27 protein-coding genes and 1 pseudogene are annotated in these 26074 nt (G+C 70.6%); 9 read left to right on the forward strand and 19 right to left on the reverse strand.

Annotation, left to right across the window (positions count from 1 at the left end):
* Positions 1–319 precede the first annotated feature (319 nt).
* The 4 genes from GTY67_RS14020 to GTY67_RS14035 all read right to left on the reverse strand — a co-directional run bounded on the left by GTY67_RS14020 (position 320) and on the right by GTY67_RS14035 (position 3077).
* Positions 320–613 carry a DUF4229 domain-containing protein gene (locus tag GTY67_RS14020; RefSeq protein WP_093692084.1) on the reverse strand — a complete coding sequence of 98 codons (294 nt, stop codon included), beginning with the start codon at positions 611–613 and terminating at the stop codon, positions 320–322.
* Positions 614–755: 142 nt separating this feature from the next.
* Positions 756–1292, reverse strand: coding sequence for a GNAT family N-acetyltransferase (locus tag GTY67_RS14025; protein ID WP_161278932.1), 537 nt, complete (start codon positions 1290–1292; stop codon positions 756–758).
* Positions 1293–1409: 117 nt separating this feature from the next.
* Positions 1410–2573: an aminofutalosine synthase MqnE gene (gene mqnE, locus GTY67_RS14030; RefSeq protein WP_109167452.1), complete on the reverse strand. Its 1164-nt coding sequence runs from the start codon at positions 2571–2573 to the stop codon at positions 1410–1412.
* Positions 2574–2621: 48 nt separating this feature from the next.
* Positions 2622–3077, reverse strand: coding sequence for an Lrp/AsnC family transcriptional regulator (locus GTY67_RS14035; protein WP_010063935.1), 456 nt, complete (start codon positions 3075–3077; stop codon positions 2622–2624).
* A 121-nt stretch (positions 3078–3198) separates the two neighbouring features.
* Between GTY67_RS14035 and GTY67_RS34545 the strand changes: the two genes are divergently transcribed.
* On the forward strand, positions 3199–3345 hold the full coding sequence (locus GTY67_RS34545; RefSeq protein WP_176727512.1) for a hypothetical protein: 147 nt from the start codon (positions 3199–3201) through the stop codon (positions 3343–3345).
* A 10-nt stretch (positions 3346–3355) separates the two neighbouring features.
* On the opposite strand, the gene GTY67_RS14040 is transcribed toward GTY67_RS34545, so the two are convergent.
* Positions 3356–4039: a UbiX family flavin prenyltransferase gene (locus GTY67_RS14040; protein WP_161278933.1), complete on the reverse strand. Its 684-nt coding sequence runs from the start codon at positions 4037–4039 to the stop codon at positions 3356–3358.
* Positions 4040–4159: 120 nt separating this feature from the next.
* On the opposite strand from GTY67_RS14040, the gene GTY67_RS14045 reads away from it, so the two are divergent.
* Positions 4160–4792, forward strand: a complete 633-nt coding sequence (locus GTY67_RS14045; protein ID WP_093692202.1) for a rhomboid family intramembrane serine protease — start codon at positions 4160–4162, stop codon at positions 4790–4792.
* A gap of 30 nt (positions 4793–4822) precedes the next feature.
* Here GTY67_RS14045 and mqnP read toward each other — a convergent pair whose 3' ends face one another.
* Both mqnP and GTY67_RS14055 read right to left on the reverse strand, forming a co-directional pair.
* The gene (gene mqnP / locus GTY67_RS14050; protein ID WP_093692092.1) at positions 4823–5746 is read right to left on the reverse strand and encodes a menaquinone biosynthesis prenyltransferase MqnP; all 924 of its coding nucleotides are present in this window, start codon (positions 5744–5746) and stop codon (positions 4823–4825) included.
* Positions 5743–7200: a menaquinone biosynthesis decarboxylase gene (locus GTY67_RS14055; protein ID WP_161278934.1), complete on the reverse strand. Its 1458-nt coding sequence runs from the start codon at positions 7198–7200 to the stop codon at positions 5743–5745. The genes mqnP and GTY67_RS14055 overlap by 4 nt, the downstream gene beginning before the upstream one ends.
* Before the next feature lie 156 nt (positions 7201–7356).
* On the opposite strand from GTY67_RS14055, the gene GTY67_RS14060 reads away from it, so the two are divergent.
* Together GTY67_RS14060 and GTY67_RS14065 are read left to right on the forward strand one after the other, a co-directional pair.
* Positions 7357–7719, forward strand: coding sequence for a PLD nuclease N-terminal domain-containing protein (locus tag GTY67_RS14060; RefSeq protein WP_176727518.1), 363 nt, complete (start codon positions 7357–7359; stop codon positions 7717–7719).
* Positions 7720–7862: 143 nt separating this feature from the next.
* Positions 7863–9200: an aldehyde dehydrogenase family protein gene (locus GTY67_RS14065; protein WP_161278935.1), complete on the forward strand. Its 1338-nt coding sequence runs from the start codon at positions 7863–7865 to the stop codon at positions 9198–9200.
* 117 nt (positions 9201–9317) lie between these two features.
* On the opposite strand, the gene ccsB is transcribed toward GTY67_RS14065, so the two are convergent.
* The 8 genes from ccsB to hemL form a co-directional block, all read right to left on the reverse strand.
* Complete coding sequence (ccsB, locus tag GTY67_RS14070) at positions 9318–10394, reverse strand: c-type cytochrome biogenesis protein CcsB (protein WP_093692100.1); 1077 nt, start codon at positions 10392–10394, stop codon at positions 9318–9320.
* Positions 10391–12208: a cytochrome c biogenesis protein ResB gene (locus tag GTY67_RS14075; RefSeq protein WP_161278936.1), complete on the reverse strand. Its 1818-nt coding sequence runs from the start codon at positions 12206–12208 to the stop codon at positions 10391–10393. Before GTY67_RS14075 ends, ccsB begins: the two co-directional genes overlap by 4 nt.
* Positions 12209–12212: 4 nt before the next feature.
* Positions 12213–13022 carry a cytochrome c biogenesis protein CcdA gene (locus GTY67_RS14080; protein WP_161278937.1) on the reverse strand — a complete coding sequence of 270 codons (810 nt, stop codon included), beginning with the start codon at positions 13020–13022 and terminating at the stop codon, positions 12213–12215.
* 4 nt (positions 13023–13026) lie between these two features.
* Positions 13027–13629 (reverse strand): TlpA disulfide reductase family protein, encoded by a 603-nt coding sequence (locus GTY67_RS14085; protein WP_093692106.1) that lies wholly within the window; start codon positions 13627–13629, stop codon positions 13027–13029.
* Positions 13630–13696: 67 nt separating this feature from the next.
* Positions 13697–14971, reverse strand: a complete 1275-nt coding sequence (locus tag GTY67_RS14090) for a hypothetical protein (protein WP_093692108.1) — start codon at positions 14969–14971, stop codon at positions 13697–13699.
* Between the two features lie 138 nt (positions 14972–15109).
* Entirely contained in the window at positions 15110–16549 is a 1440-nt protein-coding gene (gene fes, locus GTY67_RS14095) for an enterochelin esterase (protein WP_161278938.1), read from the reverse strand.
* Positions 16550–16796: 247 nt separating this feature from the next.
* A complete protein-coding gene (locus tag GTY67_RS14100; protein WP_093692112.1) occupies positions 16797–17492 on the reverse strand; it encodes a histidine phosphatase family protein in 696 nt (231 codons plus the stop codon).
* Positions 17489–18796 (reverse strand): glutamate-1-semialdehyde 2,1-aminomutase, encoded by a 1308-nt coding sequence (hemL, locus tag GTY67_RS14105; protein WP_343238674.1) that lies wholly within the window; start codon positions 18794–18796, stop codon positions 17489–17491. The genes GTY67_RS14100 and hemL overlap by 4 nt, the downstream gene beginning before the upstream one ends.
* A gap of 442 nt (positions 18797–19238) precedes the next feature.
* Between hemL and GTY67_RS14110 the strand changes: the two genes are divergently transcribed.
* Complete coding sequence (locus tag GTY67_RS14110; protein ID WP_003968390.1) at positions 19239–19676, forward strand: hypothetical protein; 438 nt, start codon at positions 19239–19241, stop codon at positions 19674–19676.
* A gap of 201 nt (positions 19677–19877) precedes the next feature.
* Positions 19878–20216 carry a hypothetical protein gene (locus GTY67_RS14115; RefSeq protein ID WP_161278939.1) on the forward strand — a complete coding sequence of 113 codons (339 nt, stop codon included), beginning with the start codon at positions 19878–19880 and terminating at the stop codon, positions 20214–20216.
* Here the strand turns inward: GTY67_RS14115 and GTY67_RS14120 are convergent.
* Positions 20149–20724, reverse strand: coding sequence for a TIGR03086 family metal-binding protein (locus GTY67_RS14120; RefSeq protein ID WP_093692116.1), 576 nt, complete (start codon positions 20722–20724; stop codon positions 20149–20151). The genes GTY67_RS14115 and GTY67_RS14120 overlap by 68 nt on opposite strands.
* Positions 20725–20826: 102 nt before the next feature.
* On the opposite strand from GTY67_RS14120, the gene GTY67_RS14125 reads away from it, so the two are divergent.
* Positions 20827–21654 (forward strand): helix-turn-helix domain-containing protein, encoded by an 828-nt coding sequence (locus GTY67_RS14125; protein ID WP_161278940.1) that lies wholly within the window; start codon positions 20827–20829, stop codon positions 21652–21654.
* A 134-nt stretch (positions 21655–21788) separates the two neighbouring features.
* Positions 21789–22523, forward strand: a complete 735-nt coding sequence (locus tag GTY67_RS14130; RefSeq protein WP_161278941.1) for a Mut7-C RNAse domain-containing protein — start codon at positions 21789–21791, stop codon at positions 22521–22523.
* A gap of 32 nt (positions 22524–22555) precedes the next feature.
* On the opposite strand, the gene GTY67_RS14135 is transcribed toward GTY67_RS14130, so the two are convergent.
* Together GTY67_RS14135 and GTY67_RS14140 are read right to left on the reverse strand one after the other, a co-directional pair.
* Positions 22556–23263, reverse strand: a complete 708-nt coding sequence (locus GTY67_RS14135) for an AAA family ATPase (RefSeq protein WP_161278942.1) — start codon at positions 23261–23263, stop codon at positions 22556–22558.
* Between the two features lie 18 nt (positions 23264–23281).
* Positions 23282–23872, reverse strand: a complete 591-nt coding sequence (locus GTY67_RS14140) for a hypothetical protein (protein ID WP_343238675.1) — start codon at positions 23870–23872, stop codon at positions 23282–23284.
* Between the two features lie 184 nt (positions 23873–24056).
* Between GTY67_RS14140 and GTY67_RS14145 the strand changes: the two genes are divergently transcribed.
* Positions 24057–24815: an SDR family oxidoreductase gene (locus tag GTY67_RS14145; protein WP_161278943.1), complete on the forward strand. Its 759-nt coding sequence runs from the start codon at positions 24057–24059 to the stop codon at positions 24813–24815.
* 61 nt (positions 24816–24876) lie between these two features.
* Here the strand turns inward: GTY67_RS14145 and GTY67_RS14150 are convergent.
* Positions 24877–26069: pseudogene (locus GTY67_RS14150) on the reverse strand (RtcB family protein).
* Positions 26070–26074 lie beyond the last annotated feature (5 nt).

Here is a 26074-nt window from a genome sequence, read left to right on the forward strand (position 1 = left end):
GCATGATGCCGTAATCAGACCTCGCGGCAACAGACCGCGGACATACAGCGGCAGAGATCGACATGCAGGCGCGCCACGAGCGGAATGCTCGCGGCATGACGGAGGCGCACTGCTGTCTTCATGTCGAACACGTTAACACTTGAACTTTGGGATCCTCAAAGCCTTTCTTTGACCATGGAACGGGGGACAATCCGCCCCCGAGACCCTGGAATCCGTCGGAAACGCCGAAAACCCCGGCCACCGGAGCGAGATGCTCCGGTCCGGGGTCTGCGGAAGGTTCGCGGGGCGCGGCCCATGGCGGGCGCGCGTGTGAGGAAACTTACTGAACGGCGTCCTCACGGGTGCGGTTGGCGTCCAGTCGCGCCTTGGTGCGGTCGACCGTGGTGACGATCTGCGCGGACATCTCGTCGCGCTGCTTGCGCAGCAGTACGAAGCTGAGCGGGGCGGAGAGGACGAGGCCGAGCAGCATCACCCAGACGACGTTGGAGCCGCCGAGACCGGAGGGCACCAGCCCGAAGTGGACGGCGACACCGGCGACGAAGAAGCAGCCGACGAAGATCAACAGGCGCAACGCCGTGTACCGGATCATCGCGCTCGGCTTGGCAGCGGACACGGCAGGCCCTCTCTTCCCATGAACTCTCGACACAACTCCTGCCCGTCCAGTGAAGCATGGTCCGAATTCTCAGGGTTCAGGGGGTTCCCGGGGCCCGTTCAGAGGGTCGCCGGGCCCTGTTCAGAGAGTCGCCGGACTCCGTTCAGGCGGTCGCCGGGCCCAGCGGGAGCAGCATGACGATGTCGTCGCGGTCGTCGCCCGGGGCGACCCGGATGCCGCCCGGGACCCGGCCGACCTCCTTGTAGCCGCAGGCCGCGTAGAAGCGGTCGGCGCCGGTGCCGCCCCGGCAGGTGAGGCGGATCGCCTCGATGCCCTCGATGGAGCGGGCGGCGTCGGCGGTGGCGGCCATGAGGTCGCGGCCGTACCCCTTGCCCTGGTGGCGGGGGTGGACCATCACGGTGTAGAGCCAGAGCCAGTGGCACAGCAGGCGGTGGTCGTTGAGGGTGAGGAAGGCGGTGGCGGCGACCGCGCCGTCCTCGTCGCGGCCGATCAGCAGCCGGGTGCGGCCCTGTTCGATGGCGACGAGGTGCTTGAGCAGGTCGGGCCGGATCTCCTCGGCCGTGACGGGCGGGACGAAACCGACGGCGCCGCCGGCGTTGGTGACATCGGCCCACAGGGCGGTGATGCCGTCGCGCAGGGTGGGCGAGAACGCGGGATCCAGCTCGAAGGTAAGAGGCATAGTAGGAGAGTAACCATTACCTGCTCGCCCGCTCAACCCTGTCCGGAACGCGAGAAAGCCCCGGCCGGGGACGGCGGCCGGGGCTTCTTCACACGTACAGGGGGTCAGTACAGGGGGTCAGACCCGCATCGGCTGCGGCGACTCGCGCCGGTCCGCCTCCGGGCCCGGGTACTCGCGCAGGATCTCGTACCGGGTGTTCCGCTCCACCGGCCGGAAACCGGCGTCGCGGATCAGGTCCAGCAGGTCCTCACGGCCGAGCTTGTTCGGCGTACCGAAGTCGTCGGCGTCGTGCGTGATCTTGTACTCGACGACCGAACCGTCCATGTCGTCCGCGCCGTGCTGGAGCGCGAGCTGGGCGGTCTGCACGCCGTGCATCACCCAGAACACCTTCACGTGCGGCACGTTGTCGAACAGCAGCCGCGAGACGGCGAAGGTCTTCAGCGCCTCGGCGCCGGTCGCCATCGTCGTACGCGCCTGGAGCTTGTTGCGGACCTTGCCGTCCTTCATGTCCACGAAGTCGTGCTGGTAGCGCAGCGGGATGAAGACCTGGAAACCGCCGGTCTCGTCCTGCATCTCGCGCAGCCGCAGCACGTGGTCGACGCGGTGGCGGGGCTCCTCGATGTGCCCGTACAGCATCGTCGCCGGGGTCTTGAGCCCCTTCTCGTGCGCGAGGCGGTGGATGCGCGACCAGTCCTCCCAGTGGGTGCGGTGGTCGACGATGTGCTGGCGGACCTCCCAGTCGAAGATCTCCGCGCCGCCGCCGGTCAGCGATTCGAGACCGGCCTCGATCAGCTCGTCGAGGATCTCGGAGGCGCTGAGGCCGGAGATCGTCTCGAAGTGGTGGATCTCCGTCGCCGTGAACGCCTTCAGCGCCACGTCCGGCAGGGCTTCCTTCAGCGCGCTGAGCGAGCGCGGGTAGTAGCGCCACGGGAGGTTGGGGTGCAGCCCGTTGACGATGTGCAACTCGGTGAGGTTCTCGCCCTCCATCGCCTTGGCCAGGCTGACGGCCTCCTCGATCCGCATCGTGTACGCGTCCTTCTCGCCCGGCTTGCGCTGGAACGAGCAGTACGCGCACGAGGCGGTGCACACGTTGGTCATGTTGAGGTGGCGGTTGACGTTGAAGTGCACGACGTCGCCGTTCTTACGGGTGCGCACCTCGTGCGCCAGCCCGCCGAGCCACGCCAGGTCGTCGGACGCGTAGAGCGCGATCCCGTCCTCGCGGGTCAGCCGCTCGCCGGCCCGGACCTTCTGCTCCAGCTCGCGCTTGAGTCCCGCGTCCACCTGGCCGCCTCCATTTCCTCCGTACAACAGACCCCGCCAACCGTACGCCTACGACTCCTCGGGAAGTTCCCCGACCCGGTTCTCCCACTTGGTGGAGAGCACGATCGTGGTACGGGTCCGGGAGACGCCCTTCGTCCCGCTCAGGCGCCGGATCGTCTTCTCCAGGCCGTCCACGTCACCGACCCGGACCTTGAGCATGTACGAGTCGTCGCCCGCGATGAACCAGCAGTCCTCGATCTCCGCCAGGTCCTTGAGTCTGCGCGCCACGTCCTCGTGGTCGGCCGCGTCCGAGAGGGAGATCCCGATCAGCGCGGTGACGCCGAGGCCGAGCGAGGCCGAGTCGACGGTGGCGCGGTAGCCGGTGATGACACCGGCGGTTTCCAGCCGGTTGATGCGGTCGGTGACGCTGGGCCCGGAGAGCCCCACGAGCCGTCCCAGCTCGGCGTACGAGGCCCTGCCGTTCTCCCTGAGGGCCTGGATGAGCTGCCTGTCCACCGCGTCCATATGACTGAAACCTTCCATTGTTCAGCAGTACCGCGAGTTTACGTGTAGAATCTAAGGCATGCGGGGCTCGGACCCTGCAAATCTTCTAGAACATCCAAGAAACGCTTTCGAATCTTCAGGAGTGAACTTCACCGTGTACACGATCGAGATGGCCTACGCCCGGATGCGCGAGCTACAGGACCTGGCCAACCGCTCGCGTGCCCACCAGCCCGCCGCCGCCCACCGCGTCGACAAGACCCACGCCCCGCGCGCCGTCAAGAAGCGCTGACCGGAACCTTTCAGCCCTCCGGGCTGCGGGAGCCGCCACCGAGCTCTCCCTCCCAGCGGCGGTACAGCCGGTGTTCCACCCCGGCCGCGTCCAGCACCCGCCCCGCGACGAAGTCCACCAGGTCCTGGATGTGCGTCGCGCCCGCGTAGAACGCCGGAGAGGCGGGCAGCACGGTCGCGCCCGCCTCGTCCAGGGCCACCATCTGCTTCAGCGTCTGGCCGCTCAGCGGGGTCTCGCGCACCGCGACGACGAGCGGGCGGCGCTCCTTGAGCGTCACGCTCGCGGCCCGCTGGAGCAGATCCTTCGACAGACCGAGCGCCACTCCGGCCACACAGGCCGTCGAGGCCGGCACGATGAGCATCCCCTTCGCCGGGTACGACCCGGAGGACGGCCCGGCGGCCAGATCACCGGCCGGCCAGTGGCGTACGCGCTCCAGCTCCGCATCGCCCACCGTGAAGGCGTCCGGCTTCCCGTCGGCGCCGCGTTCCAGCCAACAGCGCAGGTCCTCGCGCCAGTGCCCGTCCCGGAACGCGATGCCGGTCTCGTCCAGCAGGGTGAGCCGCGAGGCCCGGCTCACCACCAGGTCCACGCTCTCGCCGCCCGCCAGCAGCCCGCGCAGGACGGCGGCGGCGAACGGGGTACCCGAAGCACCGGATACCCCGACAATCCAAGGCCGCCGCTGCTGATGAGTCACTGAAGTCCCGGATTCCACATCAGCGAGCCTATCCGGCACACCCCGCCACCCCGCACCCGGAACCAGGCGGAGAGCCGGGACGTTCCACAGATGACGGCAACCCGGGGGCAGGGGCAGACCATGGGCGACTACTGGACAACCGATCGCAACACCGGCTCCACCACGACCGGCAGCGCACGGGCGCTCACGGCCGGCCTCATCATGGTGGGCTGGGTCGCGCTGCTGTGGATCCTCGAAGGGATCGACGTGGCGACCGGACACGCTCTCGACACCTACGGCATCAGCCCGCGCGAGATGGCGGAGCTGCGCGATGTGGTGCCCGCCGCGTTCCTTCACAGCGGCTGGGAGCACGTCGCCTCCAACAGCGTCCCGCTGCTGGTCCTCGGCTTCATCGCCGCGCTCGGCGGACTGCGCAGATTCGCCGCCGTCGTCGTGACGATCATCCTGATCAGCGGCATAGGCGTCTGGCTGACCGCCCCCGCGTTCACGGTGACGCTCGGCGCCTCCGGTGTGGTCTTCGGGCTGCTGGGCTATCTGCTGGTCCGGGGCTTCGTGGACCGTCGGCCCTGGGACGTCCTGATAGGCATCGGCGTCGCCGTGGTCTACGGCTCGCTGCTCTGGGGCGTGCTGCCGACCGACTCGGGCGTCAGCTGGCAGGGCCACCTCTTCGGGCTCATAGGCGGCGTGGCGGCGGCCTTCTTCTTCCGCCGGCCGCCCGCGCGCCGCGGCCCGGACAACCTGGTCACGGTCTGAGGCGTCCGAGGCACGCGTCGGGGCCCGGCCTTACGGGGTCAGGCCGCGCACCAGCAGGTCCAGCAGCGCGCAGGCGAAGAGCGCCATGCCGATGAAGCCGTTGACCGAGAAGAAGGCACGGTTCAGCCGGGACAGGTCGTGCGGCCGCACCACGCGGTGCTCGTAGACGAACGCCACCGCGACGATCGCCATGCCGATCCAGTAGAAGACCTCGGCGTCCGTCGCCAGGCCGAACCAGACCAGCAGCCCCGTCGTGATCACGTGACAGACCCGCGCGCCCCAGAGCGCCGCCGGGATGCCGAAGCGTGCCGGGAAGGAGAGCACCCCGTGGGCCCGGTCGGCCTGGACATCCTGGCAGGCGAAGATCAGGTCGAAGCCGCCGATCCAGATGCCGACGGCCAGCCCCAGGATCACCGCGTCCCACGACCAGCTGCCGGTCACCGCCAGCCAGGCGCCGATCGGCCCGATGGCCTGCGCGAGCCCCAGGATGGCGTGCGGGAAGTTCGTGAACCGCTTGCCGTACGGATAGACCACCATCGGCACGACGGCCAGCGGCGCGAGCATCAGGCAGAGCGGGTTGAGCAGGGCGGCGGCGCCCAGGAAGACGGCGAGCGCGACGAGCGCCCCCGTCCAGGCCGACTTCACCGACACCGCACCGGTGACCAGCTCGCGGCCCGCGGTGCGCGGGTTACGGGCGTCGATCTCCCGGTCGATGATCCGGTTGGCGGCCATCGCGAACGTCCGCAGCCCCACCATCGCCAGCGTGACGAGCAGCAGGACACCCCAGTGGATCGTGCCGTCCAGCTGGAACATCGCGGTCAGCGCGGCGATGTACGCGAAGGGCAGCGCGAAGACCGAGTGTTCGATCATCACCAGCCGGAGGAAGGACTTCACCTTGCTGCCCGAGGGCGCCGCCCCTGGCACGGACGCCGCCGCCTCTGCCGCGCTGCTCACAGTCCGTACTCCTTCCAGCGGCGGTCGACCTTCGCCGCCGTCTCCGGGTCGGACTCGACCATCTCCGGCCAGCCCCCGTCCCGGGTGTAGCCCTCGGTGGGCAGCTTCCGGGTGGCGTCGATCCCCGCCTTGCCGCCCCAGAACTGCTGGTACGAGGCGTGGTCCAGGTGGTCGACCGGGCCCTCGGTGACGGTGAGGTCCCGGGCGTAGTCGGTGTTGCCGAGCGCCCGCCAGGCGACCTCGTGCAGATCGTGGACGTCGCAGTCGGAGTCGACGACCACGATCAGCTTGGTCAGCGACATCATGTGCGCGCCCCAGATCGCGCTCATCACCTTCTGCGCGTGCTTCGGGTACTTCTTGTCGATCGAGACGATCGCGCAGTTGTGGAAGCCGCCCGCCTCGGGGAGGTGGTAGTCCACGATGTCCGGCACGATGATCTTCAGCAGCGGCAGGAAGAACCGCTCCGTGGCCCGGCCCAGCGGCCCGTCCTCGGTGGGCGGGCGGCCCACCACGATGGACTGGAGCAGCGGCCGCTTCCGCATGGTGACGCAGTCGATGGTCAGTGCGGGGAACGGTTCCTGCGGGGTGTAGAAGCCGGTGTGGTCCCCGAACGGGCCCTCCGGCAGCATCTCGCCCGGCTCCAGCCACCCCTCGATGACGACCTCGGCCTGGGCCGGGACCTGGAGCGGCACGGTCTTGCAGTCGACCATCTCGATCCGCTTGCCCTGGACGAACCCGGCGAAGAGGTACTCGTCGATGTCCCCGGGCAGCGGCGCGGTGGAGGCGTACGTCACGGCGGGCGGGGCGCCGAAGGCGATGGCGACGGGCAGCCGCTCACCGCGCCGCGCGGCGACCTGGTAGTGGTTGGCGGAGTCCTTGTGGATCTGCCAGTGCATCCCGATCGTGCGCTTGTCGTGGCGCTGGAGGCGGTAGAGCCCCAGGTTCCGGACGCCGGTCTCGGGGTGCTTGGTGTGGGTGAGGCCCAGGTTGAAGAAGGAGCCGCCGTCGCCGGGCCAGGTGAAGAGCGCGGGCAGCTGCTCCAGGTCGACCTCGTCGCCCTTCAGCACGACTTCCTGGACCGGCGCGTCGTCCGACTTCACCTTCTTCGGCGGTACGTGGACCATCGACCCGAGCTTGCCGAAGGCCTCCCGTACGCCGACGAAGCCCTGCGGCAGCTCCGGCTTGAGCAGCCCGCCGATCTTGTCGCTGATGTCGCTGTACGACTTCAGCCCGAGCGCCTTGAGCAGGCGCCGGTCGGTGCCGAAGACGTTCATGGCCAGGGGCATCGAGGACCCCTTGACGTTCTCGAAGAGCAGGGCGGGGCCGCCCGCCTTGTTCACCCGGTCGACGATCTCACCGACCTCCAGATAGGGGTCGACCTCGGCCTTGACGCGCTTGAGATCACCATCGCGTTCAAGAGCCCGGAGCAGGGAGCGGAGATCGTCGTAAGCCATGCGGTCCAGTTTGTCATCCCCGCCCGCGCGCCCCCGCCGGGGCTCCCCCGGCTCCTGACCCGGGATTCGCGGCGGTCAGCCGGTACCCTGGCCGCGACACCGGGGAACTTGAGCCCCGCCGCCCGCTCCACTGGGGGACGCGCCATGAGAGCCCTGATGTTCATCCTGCCGCTGGCTCTGATGATCTACGCCTTCATCGACTGCCTGAACACCTCGGAGGAGGACACCAAGCATCTGCCCAAGATCGCCTGGGTCTTCATCATCCTGCTGTTCTGGGTCGTCGGCTCCATCGGCTGGCTCTTCGCCGGGAAGGTGCGGCACGGCGCGGCCGGGGGCGCCGGGCTCTCCCCGTGGCAGCCGGGCAGGCGGCAGCAGTGGATCGCCCCGGACGACAACCCCGACTTCCTGAAGTCCCTCAAGGACGACAAGGACGCCGAGCGGGCGGCCGCCGAGGAAGAGGAGCGGGGGCGCCGCGAGGGCGGCAGCAGCCCCGACGACAAGACCCCGCCCACTTCCTGACGGGCTATTCCTCCTGGCGGGGGTGATGTTTCCGACCGGCGCGGTGGGCGCGTCGAGGGGGCGGTGTCGGCCATCCTCGAAGGGGTAACGCAGCACGCGTCCTTCTTTTACGGGAACGCGTGACCCTCTTGAGGAGCTCCCACATGCCCGCCACCCCCACCGCGACGCCCACAGAGACCCCCGCCGAACTCGTCGCCCGCCTCCGCGCCACCTTCCGCACCGGCCGCACCAAGGACCTCACCTGGCGCACCGGCCAGCTGGAGCGGCTGCGCGCCCTGCTCACCGAGCACGGCGACGACCTGGCGGACGCGCTCCGCGCCGACCTGGGCAAGAGCCGCAAGGAGGCGTACCGGACCGAGATCGACTTCACGGTCCGGGAGATCGACCACACGCTGGAGCACCTCGCCGACTGGCTGCGGCCCGAGCCCGCCCCCGTACCGCCGCATCTCGCGCCCACCGGGGCCACCGCGCAGACCGTGCTGGACCCGCTCGGCGTCGTCCTGGTCATCGCGCCCTGGAACTACCCGGTGCAGCTGCTGCTCGCCCCCGTCGTGGGCGCCCTGGCCTCCGGGAACTGTGTGGTGGCCAAGCCCAGCGAGCTGGCGCCCGCGACCTCCGCCGCCGTGGCCCGGCTGCTGCCGCAGTACCTGGACACGGAGGCGGTCGGGGTCGTGGAGGGCGCGGTCGAGGAGACCACCGCCCTGCTGGAGCAGCACTTCGACCACATCTTCTACACCGGCAACGGCAAGGTCGGCCGGATCGTCATGACGGCCGCCGCCAAGCACCTCACCCCGGTCACGCTGGAGCTCGGCGGCAAGTCCCCGGTCTTCGTCGACCGGGGTACGGACCTGAAGGCCGTGGCCGGGCGGCTCGCCTCGGGCAAGTTCCTCAACGCCGGGCAGACCTGTGTGGCCCCCGACTACGTCCTGACCGACCCGGAGACCGCCCCGGCCCTCGCGGAGGCGCTGGCGGGCGCGGTGGAGGGGCTCTTCGGTGCGGACCCGGCCGAGCACCCGGAGTACGGGCGGATCGTGAACGAGCGTCACTTCGACCGGCTGACGGGTCTGCTGGACTCCGGCCGTACGGTGACCGGCGGCGCCCACGACCGCGACAGCAAGTACATCGCGCCGACCGTCCTGGCCGATGTCGCGCCGGACGCGCCCGTGATGGGCGAGGAGATCTTCGGCCCCATCCTGCCCCTGGTGACGGTGGACGGCCTGGACGAGGCGATCGCCTTCATCAACGACCGGGACAAGCCGCTGGCGCTGTACGCGTTCACCGACTCCCCCGCCGTACGGGAGCGGCTGCTGGCCGAGACCTCGTCGGGCGGGGTCGGCATCGGGCTGCCGCTGGCCCATCTGACCGTCTCGGACCTGCCGTTCGGCGGGGTCGGCGAGAGCGGCATGGGCAACTACCACGGCCGCTACTCCCTGGAGACGTTCAGCCACCGCAAGGCGGTCCTGGACACCCCGCTGGCCTGATCCACGGACGAAGGCGCCCCGGACGGATACGGATACCGTCCGGGGCGCCTTCGTACGTACGAGGTCCCGGGCCCCGGCGTGCGGCCGGGGCCCGGGCCCCGGCGTACGTACCCGGTCTCAGACCCCGGCGTAGGAGTGCAGGCCGGTGACGAAGATGTTCACGCCGTAGTAGTTGAACAGCCAGCAGGCGAAGGCGACCAGCGCCAGGTAGGCGGCCTTGCGGCCCTTCCAGCCGGCCGTGGCGCGGGCGTGGAGGTAGGCGGCGTAGGCGACCCAGGTGATGAAGGACCAGACCTCCTTGGGGTCCCAGCCCCAGTACCGGCCCCAGGCGTCGCCCGCCCAGATCGCGCCCGCGATGATCGTGAACGTCCAGAGCGGGAAGACCGCCGCGTTGATCCGGTACGCGAACTTGTCCAGCGACGAGGCGGAGGGCAGCCGCTCCATGACGGAGGCGGCGAACTTCCCGGGCGTACCGCCGCCCGCGAGCTTGTTCTCGTAGCTGTCGCGGAAGAGGTAGAGCACCGTGCCGACCGCGCCGAGGTAGAAGACGGCGCCGCAGATGATCGCGGTCGAGACGTGGATCCACAGCCAGTACGAGTGGAGCGCGGGCACCAGCTGGTCGCTGTCGGTGTAGAGCGTGGTGGTCGCGATGCCGAGGTCCAGCAGGACCGTGGTGACCAGCGGGAGGCCGATCCAGCGGACGTTCTTCTTCAGTGCGAGCAGCACCAGGTACGCGCCGACCGCCACGGTGGAGAAGGTGATCGAGAACTCGTACATGTTGGCCCAGGGGGCCCGCTGCACCGACAGGGCGCGGGTGATGACACCGCCCGCCTCCACGGCGAAGGCCACCACGGTCAGCGAGACCGCGATCCGGCCCCACAGGTCGCCCTTGAACGTGCCGCCCGCGGCCCCGGGGCCGTCCGGTACGTCACGGGTCCCGGCGGCGGCGCGGGTGACGACCTTCGGCCGCTCCAGCACGGCGGTGGAGCCGCCCTGGGCGACGACCACCGGGGCGGCGGCGCCCGACGCGGAGCCGGACAGCGCGGCGGCCGTGCGGCCGACCTTGCTGCGGCTGCCGAGGACCCACTCCGCGATGTGCGCGAAGAAGGCCAGGGTGTAGACGGCCATCGACGAATAGATCAGCACATTGCTGGTGTGCGCCAGGCTCTCGTTGGTAGCGGCGGCGAGATTCACTTCTCAGCCCCTTCGGCAGGTGCTTCAGCAGGGTGTACGGGCCGGCTCCCGGCCTCGTTCGCGTCAGGATTCTCCGGCGCGTCAGGTTTCTCCGGCGCGACCGGCGCCGTCGTGATGAGGGCGGCCGCGAGGTCGCCCAGCTCCTCGGGGAGTTTCGCGGACTCGCTGCGGCCCAGGCCCGCCATCTCCACGACGGTCACCCCGTCCGCGCCCCGGACCGCCCGGACCCAGACCCGGCGGCGCTGGATGAACAGCGATCCGGCGAGCCCGGCGATGGCCGCGATGGCGCCGCCGAGCGCCCAGCCGTTGCCCGGCTGCTGCGAGATCTGGAAGCTCGCCCACTCCTCGATGCCGTCGAAGGTGATGGAGCCCTCGCCGTCGGACAGGTCCAGCTTCTCGCCGGGTCGGAGCATCTTCTTGAGCAGCTCGCCGTCCTCGTTCTTGAACTCCTTCATCTTGGACGTGTCGAGCTGGTACACGTTCTGCGGCAGGCCGGAGTCGACCCCGAGGGAGCCCCGGTAGGCGCTCAGCGCCAGCACCGGGAACTCCGCACCGGGGAACTGCGAGAACATCTGGCCCTTGCCGTGGCCCGCGAAGGTCGGGACGAAGAAGGCCTTGAAGCCGAGCTGCGTCTTGACGCCGTTCTTGTCGCGGTAGCCGTCCATCACCTTGATCGCGCCGGTGGAGGTGATGTTGTTGTCGATCGGCAGCAGGGGGACGGAGTTCCGCGAGACGACCTTGCCCTTGCCGTCCCGGACGGTGACGACCGGGGCGTAGCCGTGGGCGATCAGATAGACCTTGGTGCCGTCCACGACGAGCGGTTCGTTGACCCGGATGACGCCTTTGCGCTCGGGTCCGTCGGCGCCCTCGGTGTACCTGACCCGGGCCTCGAAGGTGCGGGGCGTGCCGCGCTGCGGGCCGCTCTCCGCGTACGTACCGACGAAGTCGTCCAGGACGAAGCTGAAGGGGGCCAGCGAGTCGGAGTCGTAGAGCGAGCCGGACTTGAAGTCGTCGTACTGGGTCAGCGTGTTGGCGAAGCCGTCGCCCTCGACGACCAGCTTGCCGCCCTCGGACTTGAAGAGCTGCCCGGCGGCGAAGGCCAACAGCATCACGATCAGCGCGATGTGGAAGACCAGGTTCCCGGCCTCGCGGAGGTAGCCCTTCTCGGCGGCGACCGCGTCGCCCACCGTGTGGGCCCGGAAGCGCCGCTTGCCCAGCACGCCGAGGGCCGCCTCGCGGACCTGCTCGGGCTCGGCCTCCGTGCGCCAGGTGGTGTACGCGGGGAGCCGGGTCAGCCGCTTGGGGGCGCCCGGCGGGCGGCTGCGGAGCTGGCCGACGAACTGGCCGGTGCGCGGCACGATGCAGCCGATGAGCGAGACGAACAGCAGGATGTAGATCGCGGAGAACCACACCGAGCTGTAGACGTCGAAGAGCTGGAACTTCTCGTAGATCGGGGAGAGCGTGGTGTGCTGGTCCTTGAAGTTCTGGACCTTCAGGTCGTCCACGCTGGTCTGCGGGATCAGCGAGCCCGGGATGGCGCCGAGGGAGAGCAGGAAGAGCAGGATCAGCGCGACCCGCATCGAGGTGAGCTGGCGCCAGAACCAGCGCATCCAGCCGATCAGCCCCATGGCGGGGACACCGGTGCCGGGCTCGGCCTCGGGGCGCTCCTCGCGGGGCGCGGTGGAGAGCCGCTCGCCGGCCGCGTGGTCGACGCGCTCCTGCTCGCGCTCGGCCGCCGACTCCTCCGTACGAGCGCCGGTGTCCGTCTCTTCCGTACGAGCGCCGGTGTCCGTGCTGCTGTTCGCCTTGCTCATGAACTCAGATCCCCACAACGAAGCCGCTGGACCAGGTCTGCATCTGCTGCATGAGCGTCGCCCACACGCCCGTCAGCAGCAGGAGTCCGGTCACGATCATCATGCCGCCGCCGATCCTCATGACCCAGGCGTAGTGGCGCTTGACCCAGCCGAACGCGCCGAGCGCCTTGCGGAAGGCGACCGCGGCCAGGATGAACGGGACGCCGAGTCCGAGACAGTACGCGACGGTCAGTATCGCGCCGCGTCCGGCGGTGGCGCTCTGGGCCGAGAGCGCCAGCACGGAGGAGAGCGTCGGGCCGATGCACGGGGTCCAGCCGATCCCGAACAGGGCGCCGAGCAGCGGCGCGCCGGCCAGACCGGTCACCGGCCGCTTGTGGAGGCGGAACTCGCGCTGTGTCACCCCCGGCAGGAGCCCCATGAAGAAGATCCCCATGAGGATCATCAGCCCGCCGAGGACCTTGTTGAGCACCTCGGAGTGCATCTGGAGCTCGTCGCCGAAGTAGCCGAAGAGCGCCCCGGTGGAGGCGAACACGGCGGTGAAGCCGAGGACGAAGAGCGAGGCGCCCGCCACCACCCGGCCGCGGCGGGCGTCGGCCAGGTCGGTGCCGCTGACCCCGGTGACATAACTCAGGTAGCCGGGGACGAGCGGCAGGACGCAGGGCGAGAAGAAGGAGATGAGCCCGGCCAGCAGGGCGATGGGCATGGCCAGCAGCAGGGCCCCGCTGACGACGGTGTCGTTGTACGAGGCCAGCATGACGGGGTCGTTGTACGAGGCCAGGGCGACGGTGTCGTTGTATGCGGCGAGCGGGATCACCGGATCACTTCTCCGCGATGATCGGGTCGATCATCTCGTGCAGCTGCTCGGCGTCCAGGGGCTGGAGCGTGCGGGCCGCGATCTTCCCCTCCCGGTCGACCACCACGGTGGACGGGATGGCCTTCGGGTTCACCGTGCCCTTGGGGAAGCGGAGGATCAGCTTGCCGATCGGGTCGAAGAAGCTCGGGTAGGTGACCCCGTAGTCCTTCTCGAAGTTCACCGCGGGGTCCTTCTGCGCGTCCCGGGTGTTGATGCCGAGGAACTGCACGCCCTTGTCGGCGGTCTCCTCGGAGACCTTCGCGAAGTACTTCGCCTCCAGGCGGCAGGGGCCGCACCAGGAGCCCCAGACGTTGAGCACGACGACCTTGCCCTTGTAGTCGGCGAGGTCGAGGGGCTTGCCGTCCAGGCTCTCGCCCTGGAGCCTCGGAGCGTCGGGGCGCTCCCCCTTGGCGACGGTGGAGATGCCCCCGCTGCCGGTGACGAAGTTGGTGTTGCCGCCGCCCTGCGCCTTGTTGCCGTCCCCGCACGCGGTCAGCGTCAGGGCACCGGCCACGGCGGTGGCGGCGAGCAGGGTCAAGCGGCGTCGGGACGGGCGGCCAAAGCTCATGTGAAAAGTTTCGCATGGCAGTTCCGGGGATCTCCCGCACCCCCCTCGGTGCCCGTAAAGCCCCTTGTCAGGCCTGTTTAAAGAAGGAGTTCCAGCCACCTGCGGGCGACTGTCCGACCTCCAGGGTGCGGAGCTTGGCGAGGACCTCGGGATCCTGCACGTCCAGCCAGTCGACGAACTGCCGGAAGGAGACGAGGCGCACATCCTTCTTACCGGCGGTCTTCTTGATCACTTCTTCCACGGCATCCATATAGATGCCGCCGTTCCACTCCTCGAAGTGGTTGCCGATGAAGAAGGGCGCGCGATTGGTCGTGTAGGCGCGCTCGAAACCGTTGAGATACGCGCCGGTGGCCTGCTTGCGCCAGCCCGGATAACGCGAGGGCATCCCCTTGGTCGAATTCTTCGACTGATTGGCGAGGATGTTGTAGTCCATCGAGAGGACCTCGAAGGAGTGGCCCGGGAACGGCATGGCCTGGAGCGGGAGATCCCAGACGCCGCCGCGCTTGACGGGCCACATCTGGCGGCCGCCGGGCGAGCTGGCGTCGTAACGCCATCCCAGTTTGCCCGCGGTCGGCAGGAGATTGTCCTGGCCGAGCAGACAGGGGGTGCGGCCGCCGATCAATTCCTTCCGGTAGTCGAACGGCAGCGGGTCCTCGTCCTTCCAGCCGGTGTTGGTCTTCCATTCCGTGACGAACGACACAGCCTGATCGATCTCGCTCTGCCATTGCGCGGGGGTCCAGCGTTCGACGGAACCGGAACCGCCGCAGAAGTGCCCGTTGAAGTGGGTGCCGATCTCATGGCCGTCCAGCCAGGCCTGACGTACGTACTTCAGCGTGTCCTTGACATGGCCGTCGGTGAGATAGCCGATGTCGGAGGCGCCGCGCGGGTTGTTCGGGGGGCGGTAGAGGGATTTCTTCGACTCGGGCAGCAGATACAGCCCGGAGAGGAAGAAGGTCATCGCCGCGTCATGATCCTTGGCCAGTTTCAGAAAGCGCGGGAAGAGGCCGTTGCCGACCTCGCCCGCACCGTCCCAGGAAAAGATCACGAACTGCGGCGGGGTCTCGCCGGGTTCGAGCGGAACGGGGGCGGCGGGCTGGTGGGGCTGCTTTCCGGTGTCGGCGGTGGAGCCGTCGCCGATCAGCCGGACCTTGTCCTTCGGCGAACCGTTTCCGCCGTTGCCGCCGCTGCCGGTGTCGCCCTTGCCGCCGGCACCGGTGTCACCCTTGTCACTGCCACCCTCCGATGATCCGGAGGAACTGGAGAAACCGCAGCCGGCGAGCCCGATCGCCGCCGCCGTGCCGAGCCCCGCGCCGAGCAGTCCCCTTCGATTGATGTCGCGCATGTCGTCCCCATCTGCGGTCGTTTTATCTCAAGGTCATACAAACTGCTGGACAGTGAGAGGCCCTGAGCGACGCGACGGTTCCGTGCAATTGGGGACTTTCTTTACGCTTTACCTTGCGGCTGGGCGTCCGGGCAGCGCTCAGCGGCGCACGGCCGAACGGCGGGCCGGACCCGCCCCACCTTGCGACTGCGCCGCGTCCACGTCAAGGCCGGCGCCCAGCAGCTCCACCAGGGCGTCCGGCAGGAACCCGCGCCAGCAGGCGTAGTCGTGGCCACCGTTGTGGAGGTTGCGGGTGACCCGGTGGCCCCGGGCGCGGAGCACCGCCTGAAGGGCCTCGGTGTGTTCCGCCAGGGCCCCCTCGTGCAGGCCGACATCGAAGTGGACGGCGGCCCCGTCCGCCCCGCCCGGCAGCCCGTCGCGGAGTCCGGCGGCGAGCGTGGCCAGCCAAGGGGTCCCGACCGCGTCCGGCGCCGCGGCCCCGGGCTCCAGACCCGGCCGCCACCACAGCGACGGGGACTGCGCGACGACCCCGCCGAACCGCTCGGGCCGGGTGAGTCCGGCGTACAGAGCGGTCATCCCGCCGAGCCCCTGACCGGCGACCACCGTCCGGTCGGCCCGCGCGGTCAGCGGCCACCGGGCGGCCGCCCAGGGCACCACCTCGTCGGCCAGGAAGGAGACATAGCTCTCCCGCCCGCCCAGCTCCAGCCGGCGCGTGGCGGTGCCGACGGCGTCCGGGGCGAGGACGACGAGCGGCGGCAGGGCCCCGTCGGCGATCAGGGCGTCCAGCGTGTCCTGGAGGCCGAGCCGGTCGAACCACATGTCCCCGTCGCAGAGCACCAGCAGCGGCAGCCGGCCCTGCTCCCCGGGCTCGTACGCAGGCCGGAACGGGACGGCGTCCGGCGGCAGGTAGACCCATACGTCCCGCTCGGCGCCCAGGACCCCGGCCGCGACGGTGTGCCGCTCCACGCCACCGCGCGGCACGGCGGCGCGCCGCTCGGCCCAGGGCTGCGGCGGGGCCTCGGGCAGGGCGAAGACCGAATCCTGTACGTCACGCCAACGGGCCGGTATCCGGGCCGGGTTGAGCGGGTCGGCGCCGCCGTGCGCCCGCAGCGCCAGCAGCCGCCGCTGGAGCAGGGCCGGATCGGTGGGGGCGGAACCGGCGGAGATGTCGGCCACCATCCGGTAGGAGCCGCGGTGGTCGGCGCGCAGCCGGTGGCCGAGGTGCCAGACGTCGGTGCCCGGCAGACGGTGCAGGAGCGAGTCGGCGAGCCGCTCGGGGTCGGTGATGCCCGCGGCCATCAGCAGGACCCGGCGGGTGGCGCGGTGGCCGCGCCACAGGAAGGTGACGGCCCGGTGGCCGGGGTCGCCGTCGAGTGCCTCGACGAGGGGGGTGCCGGTGCGGGTCGCCTCGGCCCAGAAGGCCTCGGTGAGGGCGTCGCGGGCGGCGGTGTCCGGGGCGGCTTCGAGCTGCGCGGCGAGCCGGGCGATGCGGGGGCCGGTGACCGGGCGGGGTGCGGCGTCCGCGTCGGTGAGGTCACCCGCGGCCGTGCGGTCGTCCAGGGGCGGACAGTCACTCATCGGCGGGCCGCCTCACCGGGCCGGGCCGCGGTGCCGGTCTCGGGTCGGGGATGGTGGTCGGGGCCGTACGCGTCATTGCTCCACCGCTCTCGTGACAGCGAACTTAGCTTAGCCTAACCTAATCTAACGCACCGGCATATGCGATGCGGTACGGCACCCGCACAGCGCCCCGTACAGCCCCCGCGACGAAGAACGGGACCGACCGCGATCGCGGTCGGTCCCGTATGTTCACGGCGTGCGGGGCGAGTTACGCGCCGAAGGCCTTCGACTTCCCCTTCACCGGCTTCGCCCCGGCCAGCAGATGCGCGGGCACCAGGTCCCGGGCCGGCTCCGAGTAGCCCACCGAGACGATCGTGTCGCCCTGGTAGGTGAAGCTGGTCAGCGAGGCCAGCGTGCACTGGCGCTTGCGCGGGTCGTGCCAGAGGCGGCGGCGCTCCACGAACGAGCGGACGATCCAGATCGGCAGCTGGTGGCTGACGCAGACCGCCTCGTGGCCGCGCGCCGCGTCCTTGGCCGCGTCCAGCGCGCCCATCATGCGGACGACCTGTTCGATGTACGGCTCACCCCAGGACGGCCGGAACGGGTTGGTGAGGTGCTTCCAGTTGTCCGGCTTGCGCAGCGCCCCGTCGCCGACGCCGAAGGTCTTGCCCTCGAAGACGTTGCCGGCCTCGATGAGCCGGGCGTCGGTGGCCAGGTCCAGGCCGTGCGACTTGGCGACGGGCGTGGCCGTCTCCTGGGCGCGCTCCAGCGGGGAGGCGACGACATGGGTGATGTCGCGCTTCTCCAGGTGGTCGGCGACCCGGTCGGCCATCTGGCGGCCCAGCTCGGAGAGGTGGTAGCCGGGGCGCCGCCCGTACAGCACACCGTCCGGGTTGTGCACCTCGCCGTGGCGCATCAGGTGCACCACGGTGATGTCCTTGCGGCCGGTGTTCTCGCTGCTCATGCGGTGGCCTCCGATGCGGCGCGGGCGGCGGCGGGCAGGGCGTCGGCGATCCGCGCGACGGCCCGCTCGTCGTGGGCGGTGGAGACGAACCAGGACTCGAAGGCGGAGGGCGGCAGATAGACGCCCTGCTCCAGCATCGAGTGGAAGAAGGCGGTGAAGCGGAAGGCCTCCTGCTTCTTGGCGTCGTCGTAATCACGCACGGGCTCGTCGGTGAAGAAGACCGAGAACATGTTGCTCGCCGAGGAGACGGTGTGCGCGACGCCTTCCTTGGTCAACGCGTCACCTACCAGGGAGCGCAGTTCGGCGGAGACCGCGTCGATCTTCGCGTACGCCGCGTCGTCGAGGAGCCGCAGCTGCGCGAGGCCCGCGGCGGTGGCGACCGGGTTCCCGGAGAGGGTGCCCGCCTGGTAGACCGGACCGGCCGGGGCGAGGTGCGCCATCACGTCGGCGCGGCCCCCGAAGGCCGCGGCCGGGAAGCCGCCGCCCATGACCTTGCCGAAGGTCATCAGGTCCGGGCGGACGCCGTCGACGCCGTACCAGCCGGCCTTCGACGTACGGAAGCCCGTCATGACCTCGTCGGAGATGTACAGGGCGCCGTTCGCCGCGCACAGCTCCTTGAGCCCGGCGTTGAAGCCGTCGGCGGGCGGGACGACGCCCATGTTGCCGGGCGAGGCCTCGGTGATCACACAGGCGATCTCGCCGGGGTGCGCGGCGAAGGCGGCCCGCACGGCGTCCAGATCGTTGTACGGCAGCACGACGGTGTCCCCGGCCGTGGCGCCCGTGACACCAGGGGTGTCGGGCAGGCCGAAGGTGGCGAGCCCGGACCCGGCGGCGGCGAGCAGGGCGTCCACGTGGCCGTGGTAGCAGCCGGCGAACTTCACGACCTTGGCCCGGCCGGTGAAGCCGCGGGCCAGCCGGATCGCCGACATCGTCGCCTCGGTCCCGGAGGAGACCAGGCGGACCTGCTCCACCGGTGCGATCCGCGCCACGATCTCCTCGGCCAGCGCGACCTCGCCCTCCCCCGGCGTACCGAAGGAGGTGCCCCGGGAGACCGCTTCCTGGACCGCGGCGATGACCTCGGGGTGGGAGTGGCCGAGAATCATCGGCCCCCATGAGCAGACGAGGTCGACGTACTCACGGCCGTCGGCGTCGGTGAGGTACGGACCGGTGCCGGACACCATGAACCGGGGCGTACCGCCCACGGCCCGGAAGGCACGCACGGGTGAGTTCACGCCGCCGGGCGTCACGACGGACGCCCGGTCGAACAGCGACTGCGAAACTGGGGCTTCGTATGAATACGCCACTTTGGTCCTGATCTGCGATTCGGGTGTCGGGAGGCCGGGCCGGAGAATCCAAGGTAATCCCGGCCACCGGTGAGCAGGGAGCGCGCTCCTCTCGTATCACGGAAGAGCGTCGGCACCCTCACGTCTGCGAAACTGGGGCGACATAGGGAAAGCTCACACATGCCATGGTGTCAGAGGCACGGACGGTCTTGCGGACAGGTGTTTCACCGCACGCCCGTGGGGGAGGTCACTGACACGATGATCGGGTTGCGCGGCGGGGGCTGTGTCTCCTAAGAAGTAGTCGGGTGGATGAGATATGCATCGCGGTGGCGGAGTGGGCGAAGGGACCGACGACCTGGGGCCCGAGCCTGCCCGGCGAGGGCGGCACCGGCGAAGGGCCGAGCGCGCACAGGGCAGGGGCGCGGAGAGCACACCGCCCCCCGGGAGCAGGAGCAGTGGCGGAATGGGGGTGACCTACAAGTATTTCGGCGCCCCGGACGGGGCGACCGCGGCACGCGTGCCCATTTCGATGCGCCCGGAGGAACTGGGCGGGGACGAGCTGGGCATGGGCGGCATGTTCACCAAGATCAAGCCGGAGACGGTGGCCGCCATGGTGCTGACCGGTATCCAGGGCATACCCCTGCACAAGGTCCCCCCGCTGGAGCTGGTCGTCCTCCACCCCGACTACGCGGTGGTCAAGCTCCCCATGACCGTCGTCGACCCGCTGCGCGGCGTCGGCGAGGAATCCGTCGGCGCGGCGGCCTTCATCTGGTCCACGGTCCCCGACCGCGGCGGCCCGCGCGACGCCTTCAACGTCTACCAGCTGCTCCACGAGTGGCAGGACTTCTCGCACCGGCTGCACGACGCGGGGCACCAGGCGTACTGCTTGGTGTGGCCCTGACGCTGCCTGGTCCGGCTCTGGCGGCGTCTGGTCCGGCCCTGGCGGCTCCTGGTCCGCCCCTGCCGGCCCGGAGATGGGGAACGCCCCGGCCCGCGTGCACCTATTCGGTTGAATCGCGCCAATGATTGGCTGAAGTCCGATCTCCAGCCCACCGGCCCGATCCGCCGATGCAGAGGACAACGATCCTCTAGGAGGCCCGCCGTGGGCGACGTGCTGCTGGCTCTCTCCATCCCCGTCCTCGTCTTCGCCAGCGGCATCTACGCGGCCTGCGACTGCTGGTGGCGCCGCAGACACCCGGCGCCACCGTCCCCGTACACCCACCGCGCGGCCCGCCTCGCCGAGCAGGACATGCTGCTGCGGGCCGAGGAGATCGTCGACGACGCGTACGCCGCGCTCGGCCCGCTCTACGACCGCCCGGCCGCCGCCGGGGCTCCCGCCGCCGAGGCCCGCGCCACCGCCCGGCCCGCCGCCCTCAGCCCCCGGCCGGACGCCACCCCGGATCGCGCCCCGTCACCGCCAGCACCCGCTCGAAAGCCGTAGCCCCCTCCCCCACCGGGAACGGCTCCCCGAACACCTTCATCTCCCGGCCCTGCGGCGCCAGGGCCGCCAGCCCCGGCCCCACCTCCTCGACCACATCCGGGTCCGGGACGAACTCCGCGCCCGTCGCCCGCGCCAGGTCCCACGCGTGGACGGTCAGATCGCCCAGCACCATCAGCCCCACCGTCCGGGCGGGCAGCCCCATCTGCCCGGTCGTGCCCTCCTCGGCACCCGGCACGTCCCACGCCGCCACCAGCCGGGCGGTCTCCGCACCGAACCCGGCCCGCCAGTCACCCGTCACGAACTCGGGCTCCTGGCTGAAATCCACCTCCTTACGGGCCGCGAGGGCCTGGAAGTTCACGACCACCTGGAACAGATGGTTCAGCAGCGCCCGTACGTCGTACTCCGCGCACGGCGTACGGAGGCCCAGCTGCCCGTCGTCGATCCCCCGCACGACGGGCAGGGCCCGGCCCGCGGCGGCTTCCAGCAGTTCACTGATCTTCTGTGTCATGGCTCCCACGCTCCCCCTCCGGACCACCCGCGTCTTGAAGAAACGCGACAGCCCCACAGGCGCGGCAGGCCCCCTGACCCGGTCCGGCCTAGGATCGATGCCATGGCCGCCGGACCTCGCCGTGACACCCGGGGCATCGTGGACGCCCCCGACCTGTTCACGCGCGTCCACTTCCGCCGCCGCGAGCCCGCCCCCGCGCTCCGCCCGTACCTGGAGCACTACTGGCTCATCGACTGGGACCTCGACCAGCCGTACGCCGCCCACGTCGTCCCGCACCCCTCGGTCAACCTCGTCCTCCAGCGGTACGAGGCCGGGGAGAGCGCCCGCGAGCGGGACGGGTACGCCGAGGTGGCAGGCATCGGCCTCGGGCTCTTCACCCGGAAGCTGACGGGGCGCGGCCGGGTCTGCGGGGTGCAGTTCCGGCCCGGCGGGTTCCGCCCGTTCGCGCCGGAGCACGCCCTGAGCGACCTGACCGGGCGCCGGATCGACGCCGCCGAGGTGCTGCGTACGCCACCGCCCGTCGGCGCGGTCCTGGACCCGGCCGACGAGGACGCCCGGGTCGCCGTCCTGGACGCCTGCCTGCTCGCCCTGGAGCCGCGCCCCGACCCGCAGGCCACGCTGGCGATGGAGCTGGTCGACCGGGTGCGTACGGACCGCTCGGTGCGCCGGACCGGACAGCTCGCCCGGGACGCGGGCCTGACCCCGCGCTCCCTGCAACGGCTCTTCTCCGCGTACGTCGGGGTGGGCCCCAAGTGGGTCATCCTCCGCTACCGCATCCACGAGGCCCTGGAGCGCGCGGAGTCCGACCCGGCGGTGGACTGGGCGCGGCTGGCGGCCGACCTCGGCTACAGCGACCAGGCCCACCTGGTACGGGACTTCACCGCGACGGTGGGCGTCCCGCCGACGGCGTTCGCCGCGCCACAGCCGTAAGAACCGCCGCCACAGCCGTAGGAGCCCCACCGCAGTCGGCGGGGCCCCCGTCGCAGCCGTAGGACCCCCGCCACCTCCGCAAGCCCCCTCCAATTCCCTGGCAGCCCACCCCGCCCCGGTGGCATCCTGACCGGGTGAACGGACCCGAGATCACCCTCGAAGTAGCCCCTGAGCTGCGGCTCTTCGTCCCGCACGACCGGCGCCAGGGCCCCACGCCGCTGACCACCGACGGCGCCTCCACCCTCGGCCATGTCATCGAGTCCCTCGGCGTCCCGCTCACCGAGGCCGGGGCGCTCCTGGCCGACGGCGCCCCAGTGGCCCGCTCCCACATCCCGGGACCGGACGAACACATCGAGGTACGGGCCGTCGACCGCCCCCAGCAGGTCCCCGGCGCGCCCCTGCGCTTCCTCCTCGACGTCCATCTCGGCACGCTGGCCCGCCGGTTGCGGCTGCTCGGCGTGGACGCGGCGTACGAGAGCGAGGACATCGGCGACCCCGCGCTCGCCGCCCTCTCCGCGCGGGAGCGGCGCGTCCTGCTCTCCCGGGACCGCGGGCTGCTGCGCCGCCGGGAGATCTGGGCGGGGGCGTACGTCTACAGCGACCGCCCCCAGGAGCAGCTCCGCGACGTCCTCGGCCGCTTCGCGCCGGCCCTCGCCCCGTGGACCCGCTGCACCGCCTGCAACGGGACGCTGGCGGAGGCGGACAAGGGCGCGGTGAGCGACCAGCTGGAGCACGGCACGCAGCAGGCGTACGACGTGTTCGCGCAGTGCACGGTGTGCGCCCGGGTGTACTGGCGGGGCGCACACCACGGCCACCTGGAGACGATCGTGGCCGACGCGGTACGGGAGTTCGGCGGCGCGGCGGCGTAGCCGGGGCCCGGGGCCGGGGCCGGGGGCCCGCCTCAGCCGACGATATGGCGGAGGTAGGCCTGCGGGTCGGCGAGGTAGCGCCGCCAGTGGTCGACGAGCGCCAGCTCCGCCCACCGCACCCGCTCCATGCCGCCCTCCCCCACCTGCACGATGTCGGCGCCCGGCAGGGCGGTGAGCAGCGGTGAGTGGGTGGCGCACACCACCTGGCCGCCAGCCTTCACCAACTGGTCGATGTGGCCGAGGAGTTCGAGGCAGGAGCCGAAGGAGAGCGCGGCCTCCGGCTCGTCCATGACGTACAGCCCCGGCACCACGAACTTCTCCCGGAAGGCCGCGAGGAACCCCTCCCCGTGGCTGAGGGCGTCCGGCCCCAGGTTCTCCCGCTCCAAGGCGTCGAGGGCGGTCTCCGCCCGGAGGAAGAACCCCTTGCGCGCGGACCGGCTGCCCACCATCCGCCGCCCCCGGGGCGCCGCGTCGAAGCGGACGCGCTCACCGAGGAGGGACTTGCCGCGCGAGGTCGCGTACTTCCAGTCGAGGGAACCGCCGTACGAGTCCAGCCCGAACCCCTCCGCCAGGGCTTCCACCAGCGTGGACTTCCCCGACCCGTTCTCGCCCACCAGAAAGGTCACCGGCGCCCGGAACCGCAGCCCCTCGGCGAGGAACTGCCGCACGCACGGCACCGACCAGGGCCACTCCCCCGGAGCGGGGGCGTCCACATGGGCATACGCGCGTTCGACGATCACCTCACCATGATCACCGGTTCAGAAGGCGTACGCATCCCCCGTGGCGGGCGCGAGCACCTCGTGCGCGTCGTTCTTGCGGTCGGCGTCCCGCGCCCCGCCGTTCCAGACGGTGTCCAGCCGTACGACGACCTCGTCGGGGCCGCCCGCGAGCGTCAGGTCGAGTGCGGTCTGCCGGGCCCCGCCGCCGGACCGCAGCCCGCCCGTCTCGCAGAGCACGGTGGCCTTTCCGCCCCGGAGGCAGCCGTACGGCAGCTCCTGGCTCACGGCCAGCGGCGCGGAGAAGCGCAGCCGTACGGTCGAGGCGGTCACATCGGAGGGCCCCAGGTTCTCGCTGCGGATCCGGATCGCGACGCGGTCGCCCCAGAGGGAGACGTACCCGTGATGGGAGAGGTCCGCCCGGGGCACGGGGGCGGCACCAGGAGCGGGCGCCCCATCGGCGGGCATCACGGCGGCCGCCCCGTCGGCGGGCACCACAGCGGCGGGCCCCCCGGCGGTGGGCGTCTCCGAGGAGGCGCCGGCCGAAGCGGCCGCCCCCAGTACGGTCATCGCCGCCGCCGTCGCCGCGGCGACGGACAGCGGCATCAGCAGTCCTCTACGCGTCAGTCCCATGCCCGAAAGATACGGATACCACCCGATAAACACATTAAAGGAGGATTCCGACGCGCTCTGCCCCACCCGCACAGCCCACGCGGATCATGTAGTTCACGTATCGCGAACCTTGGACACCCGGACCGACCGGGCAACGGCTGCCTATCCTTTCCCCGTTACCGATCAGCTGCCCGAGGAGATCGCCATGACCGCCACCCCCATCGCCGTCGTCACCGGCGCGAGCAGCGGCATCGGCGCCGCGACCGCCCGCACCCTGGCCGCCGCCGGATTCCGGGTCGTACTCACCGCGCGCCGCAAGGACCGGATCGAGGCGCTCGCCGCCGAGATCACCGAGGCCGGCCACGAGGCGACGGCCTACGCCCTGGACGTGACCGACCGCGCGGCCGTCGACGAGTTCGCCACCGCGTTCCGCTCCCTGGCCCTCCTGGTCAACAACGCGGGCGGCGCACTGGGCGCCGACCCCGTGGCGACCGGCGACCCCGCCGACTGGCGCCAGATGTACGAGACGAACGTCATCGGCACCCTCAACGTCACCCAGGCCCTGCTCCCCGCCCTCACCGCAAGCGGCGACGGCACGATCGTGATCCTCTCCTCCACCGCCGCGCTCTCCTCCTACGAGGGCGGCGGCGGCTACGTGGCCGCCAAGCACGGCGAACACGTCCTCGCCGAGACCCTGCGCCTGGAGATCGTCGGCACCCCGGTCCGCGTCATCGAGGTGGCCCCCGGCATGGTCAAGACCGACGAGTTCGCCACCACCCGCTTCCGCGGCGACACCGAGAAGGCCGCCAAGGTCTACGCGGGCGTGGACGCCCCCCTCACCGCGGAGGACGTGGCCGACACGATCGGCTGGGCCGTCACCCGCCCCAGCCACGTCAACATCGACCTCCTGGTGGTCCGCCCCCGAGCCCAGGCCTCCAACACGAAGGTCCACCGCACCCTGTAGCGGATGCGGTGGACCGGCCGGTGACGGTGCCGGAGACGGCTGGGGCAACCGCAACGGGGCCTCAGCCCTTCACACACACCACCTGCTTGAGCTTCGCGACGACCTCGACCAGGTCCCGCTGCTGGTCGATGACCTGCTCGATCGGCTTGTAGGCGCCGGGGATCTCGTCCACCACCCCGGAGTCCTTGCGGCACTCCACGCCCTGCGTCTGGTCTTCCAGGTCCTTGGTCGAGAAGCGCTTCTTCGCGGCGTTCCGGCTCATCCGCCGGCCCGCTCCGTGCGACGCCGAGTTGAACGACTTCTCGTTGCCGAGACCCTTGACGATGTACGAGCCGGTGCCCATGGAGCCCGGGATGATCCCGTAGTCCCCGGAGCCCGCCCGGATCGCCCCCTTGCGGGTGACGAGCAGGTCCATGCCCTCGTACCGCTCCTCCGCCACATAGTTGTGGTGGCAGGAGATGACCGGCTCGAAGGTGACCCGCGCCTTCTTGAACTCCTTGCGGACCACGTCCTTGAAGAGCCCCATCATGATCGCGCGGTTGAACGTCGCGTACTCCTGCGCCCAGAAGAGGTCGTTGCGGTACGCAGCCATCTGCGGGGTGTCCGCGATGAACACCGCCAGGTCGCGGTCGATCAGCCCCTGGTGTGCGGCAGCTTCTGCGCCTGGCCGATGTGGAAGTCGGCCAGCTCCTTGCCGATGTTCCGCGAACCGGAATGCAGCATCAACCAGACAGAACCGGTCTCATCGAGACAGAACTCGATAAAATGATTACCCGATCCGAGCGTTCCCATCTGCTTCGTGGCACGTTCCTGACGGAACTTGACCGCTTCCGCGATCCCGTCGAACCGCCCCCAGAACTCGTCCCACCCGGCCGTCGGGAACCCGTGCAGCCGCCCCGGGTCCACGGTGTCGTCGTGCATCCCGCGGCCCACCGGAATGGCCTGTTCGATCTTGGAGCGGAGCCGTGACAGGTCGCCGGGAAGATCGTTCGCCGTCAGGGACGTCCTGACCGCGGACATCCCGCAGCCGATGTCGACCCCCACCGCCGCCGGGCAGACCGCACCCTGCATCGCGATCACCGAACCGACCGTGGCCCCCTTGCCGAAGTGGACGTCCGGCATGACGGCCAGACCCCTGATCCACGGCAGCGTGGACACGTTCCGCAGCTGCTGCATCGCCACGTCCTCGACCGACGCGGGATCCGCCCACATGCGGATGGGGACCTTCGTCCCCGGCACCTCTACGTACGACATAACTC

Origin of the sequence: Streptomyces sp. SID8374, assembly GCF_009865135.1 — a bacterium.
Classification (GTDB): domain Bacteria; phylum Actinomycetota; class Actinomycetes; order Streptomycetales; family Streptomycetaceae; genus Streptomyces.

Coding starts and splice junctions, on each gene's coding strand:
- GTY67_RS14025 (WP_161278932.1), bottom strand. CDS start 1,292: ATGCCTCTTACCTTCGAGCTGGATCCCGCGTTCTCGCCCACCCTGCGC.
- GTY67_RS14035 (WP_010063935.1), bottom strand. CDS start 3,077: ATGGACGCGGTGGACAGGCAGCTCATCCAGGCCCTCAGGGAGAACGGC.
- GTY67_RS14045 (WP_093692202.1), top strand. CDS start 4,160: ATGGGCGACTACTGGACAACCGATCGCAACACCGGCTCCACCACGACC.
- GTY67_RS14055 (WP_161278934.1), bottom strand. CDS start 7,200: ATGGCTTACGACGATCTCCGCTCCCTGCTCCGGGCTCTTGAACGCGAT.
- GTY67_RS14060 (WP_176727518.1), top strand. CDS start 7,357: ATGTTCATCCTGCCGCTGGCTCTGATGATCTACGCCTTCATCGACTGC.
- GTY67_RS14065 (WP_161278935.1), top strand. CDS start 7,863: ATGCCCGCCACCCCCACCGCGACGCCCACAGAGACCCCCGCCGAACTC.
- GTY67_RS14075 (WP_161278936.1), bottom strand. CDS start 12,208: ATGAGCAAGGCGAACAGCAGCACGGACACCGGCGCTCGTACGGAAGAG.
- GTY67_RS14085 (WP_093692106.1), bottom strand. CDS start 13,629: ATGAGCTTTGGCCGCCCGTCCCGACGCCGCTTGACCCTGCTCGCCGCC.
- GTY67_RS14090 (WP_093692108.1), bottom strand. CDS start 14,971: ATGCGCGACATCAATCGAAGGGGACTGCTCGGCGCGGGGCTCGGCACG.
- fes (WP_161278938.1), bottom strand. CDS start 16,549: ATGAGTGACTGTCCGCCCCTGGACGACCGCACGGCCGCGGGTGACCTC.
- GTY67_RS14100 (WP_093692112.1), bottom strand. CDS start 17,492: ATGAGCAGCGAGAACACCGGCCGCAAGGACATCACCGTGGTGCACCTG.
- GTY67_RS14110 (WP_003968390.1), top strand. CDS start 19,239: ATGGGGGTGACCTACAAGTATTTCGGCGCCCCGGACGGGGCGACCGCG.
- GTY67_RS14120 (WP_093692116.1), bottom strand. CDS start 20,724: ATGACACAGAAGATCAGTGAACTGCTGGAAGCCGCCGCGGGCCGGGCC.
- GTY67_RS14125 (WP_161278940.1), top strand. CDS start 20,827: ATGGCCGCCGGACCTCGCCGTGACACCCGGGGCATCGTGGACGCCCCC.
- GTY67_RS14140 (WP_343238675.1), bottom strand. CDS start 23,872: ATGGGACTGACGCGTAGAGGACTGCTGATGCCGCTGTCCGTCGCCGCG.
- GTY67_RS14145 (WP_161278943.1), top strand. CDS start 24,057: ATGACCGCCACCCCCATCGCCGTCGTCACCGGCGCGAGCAGCGGCATC.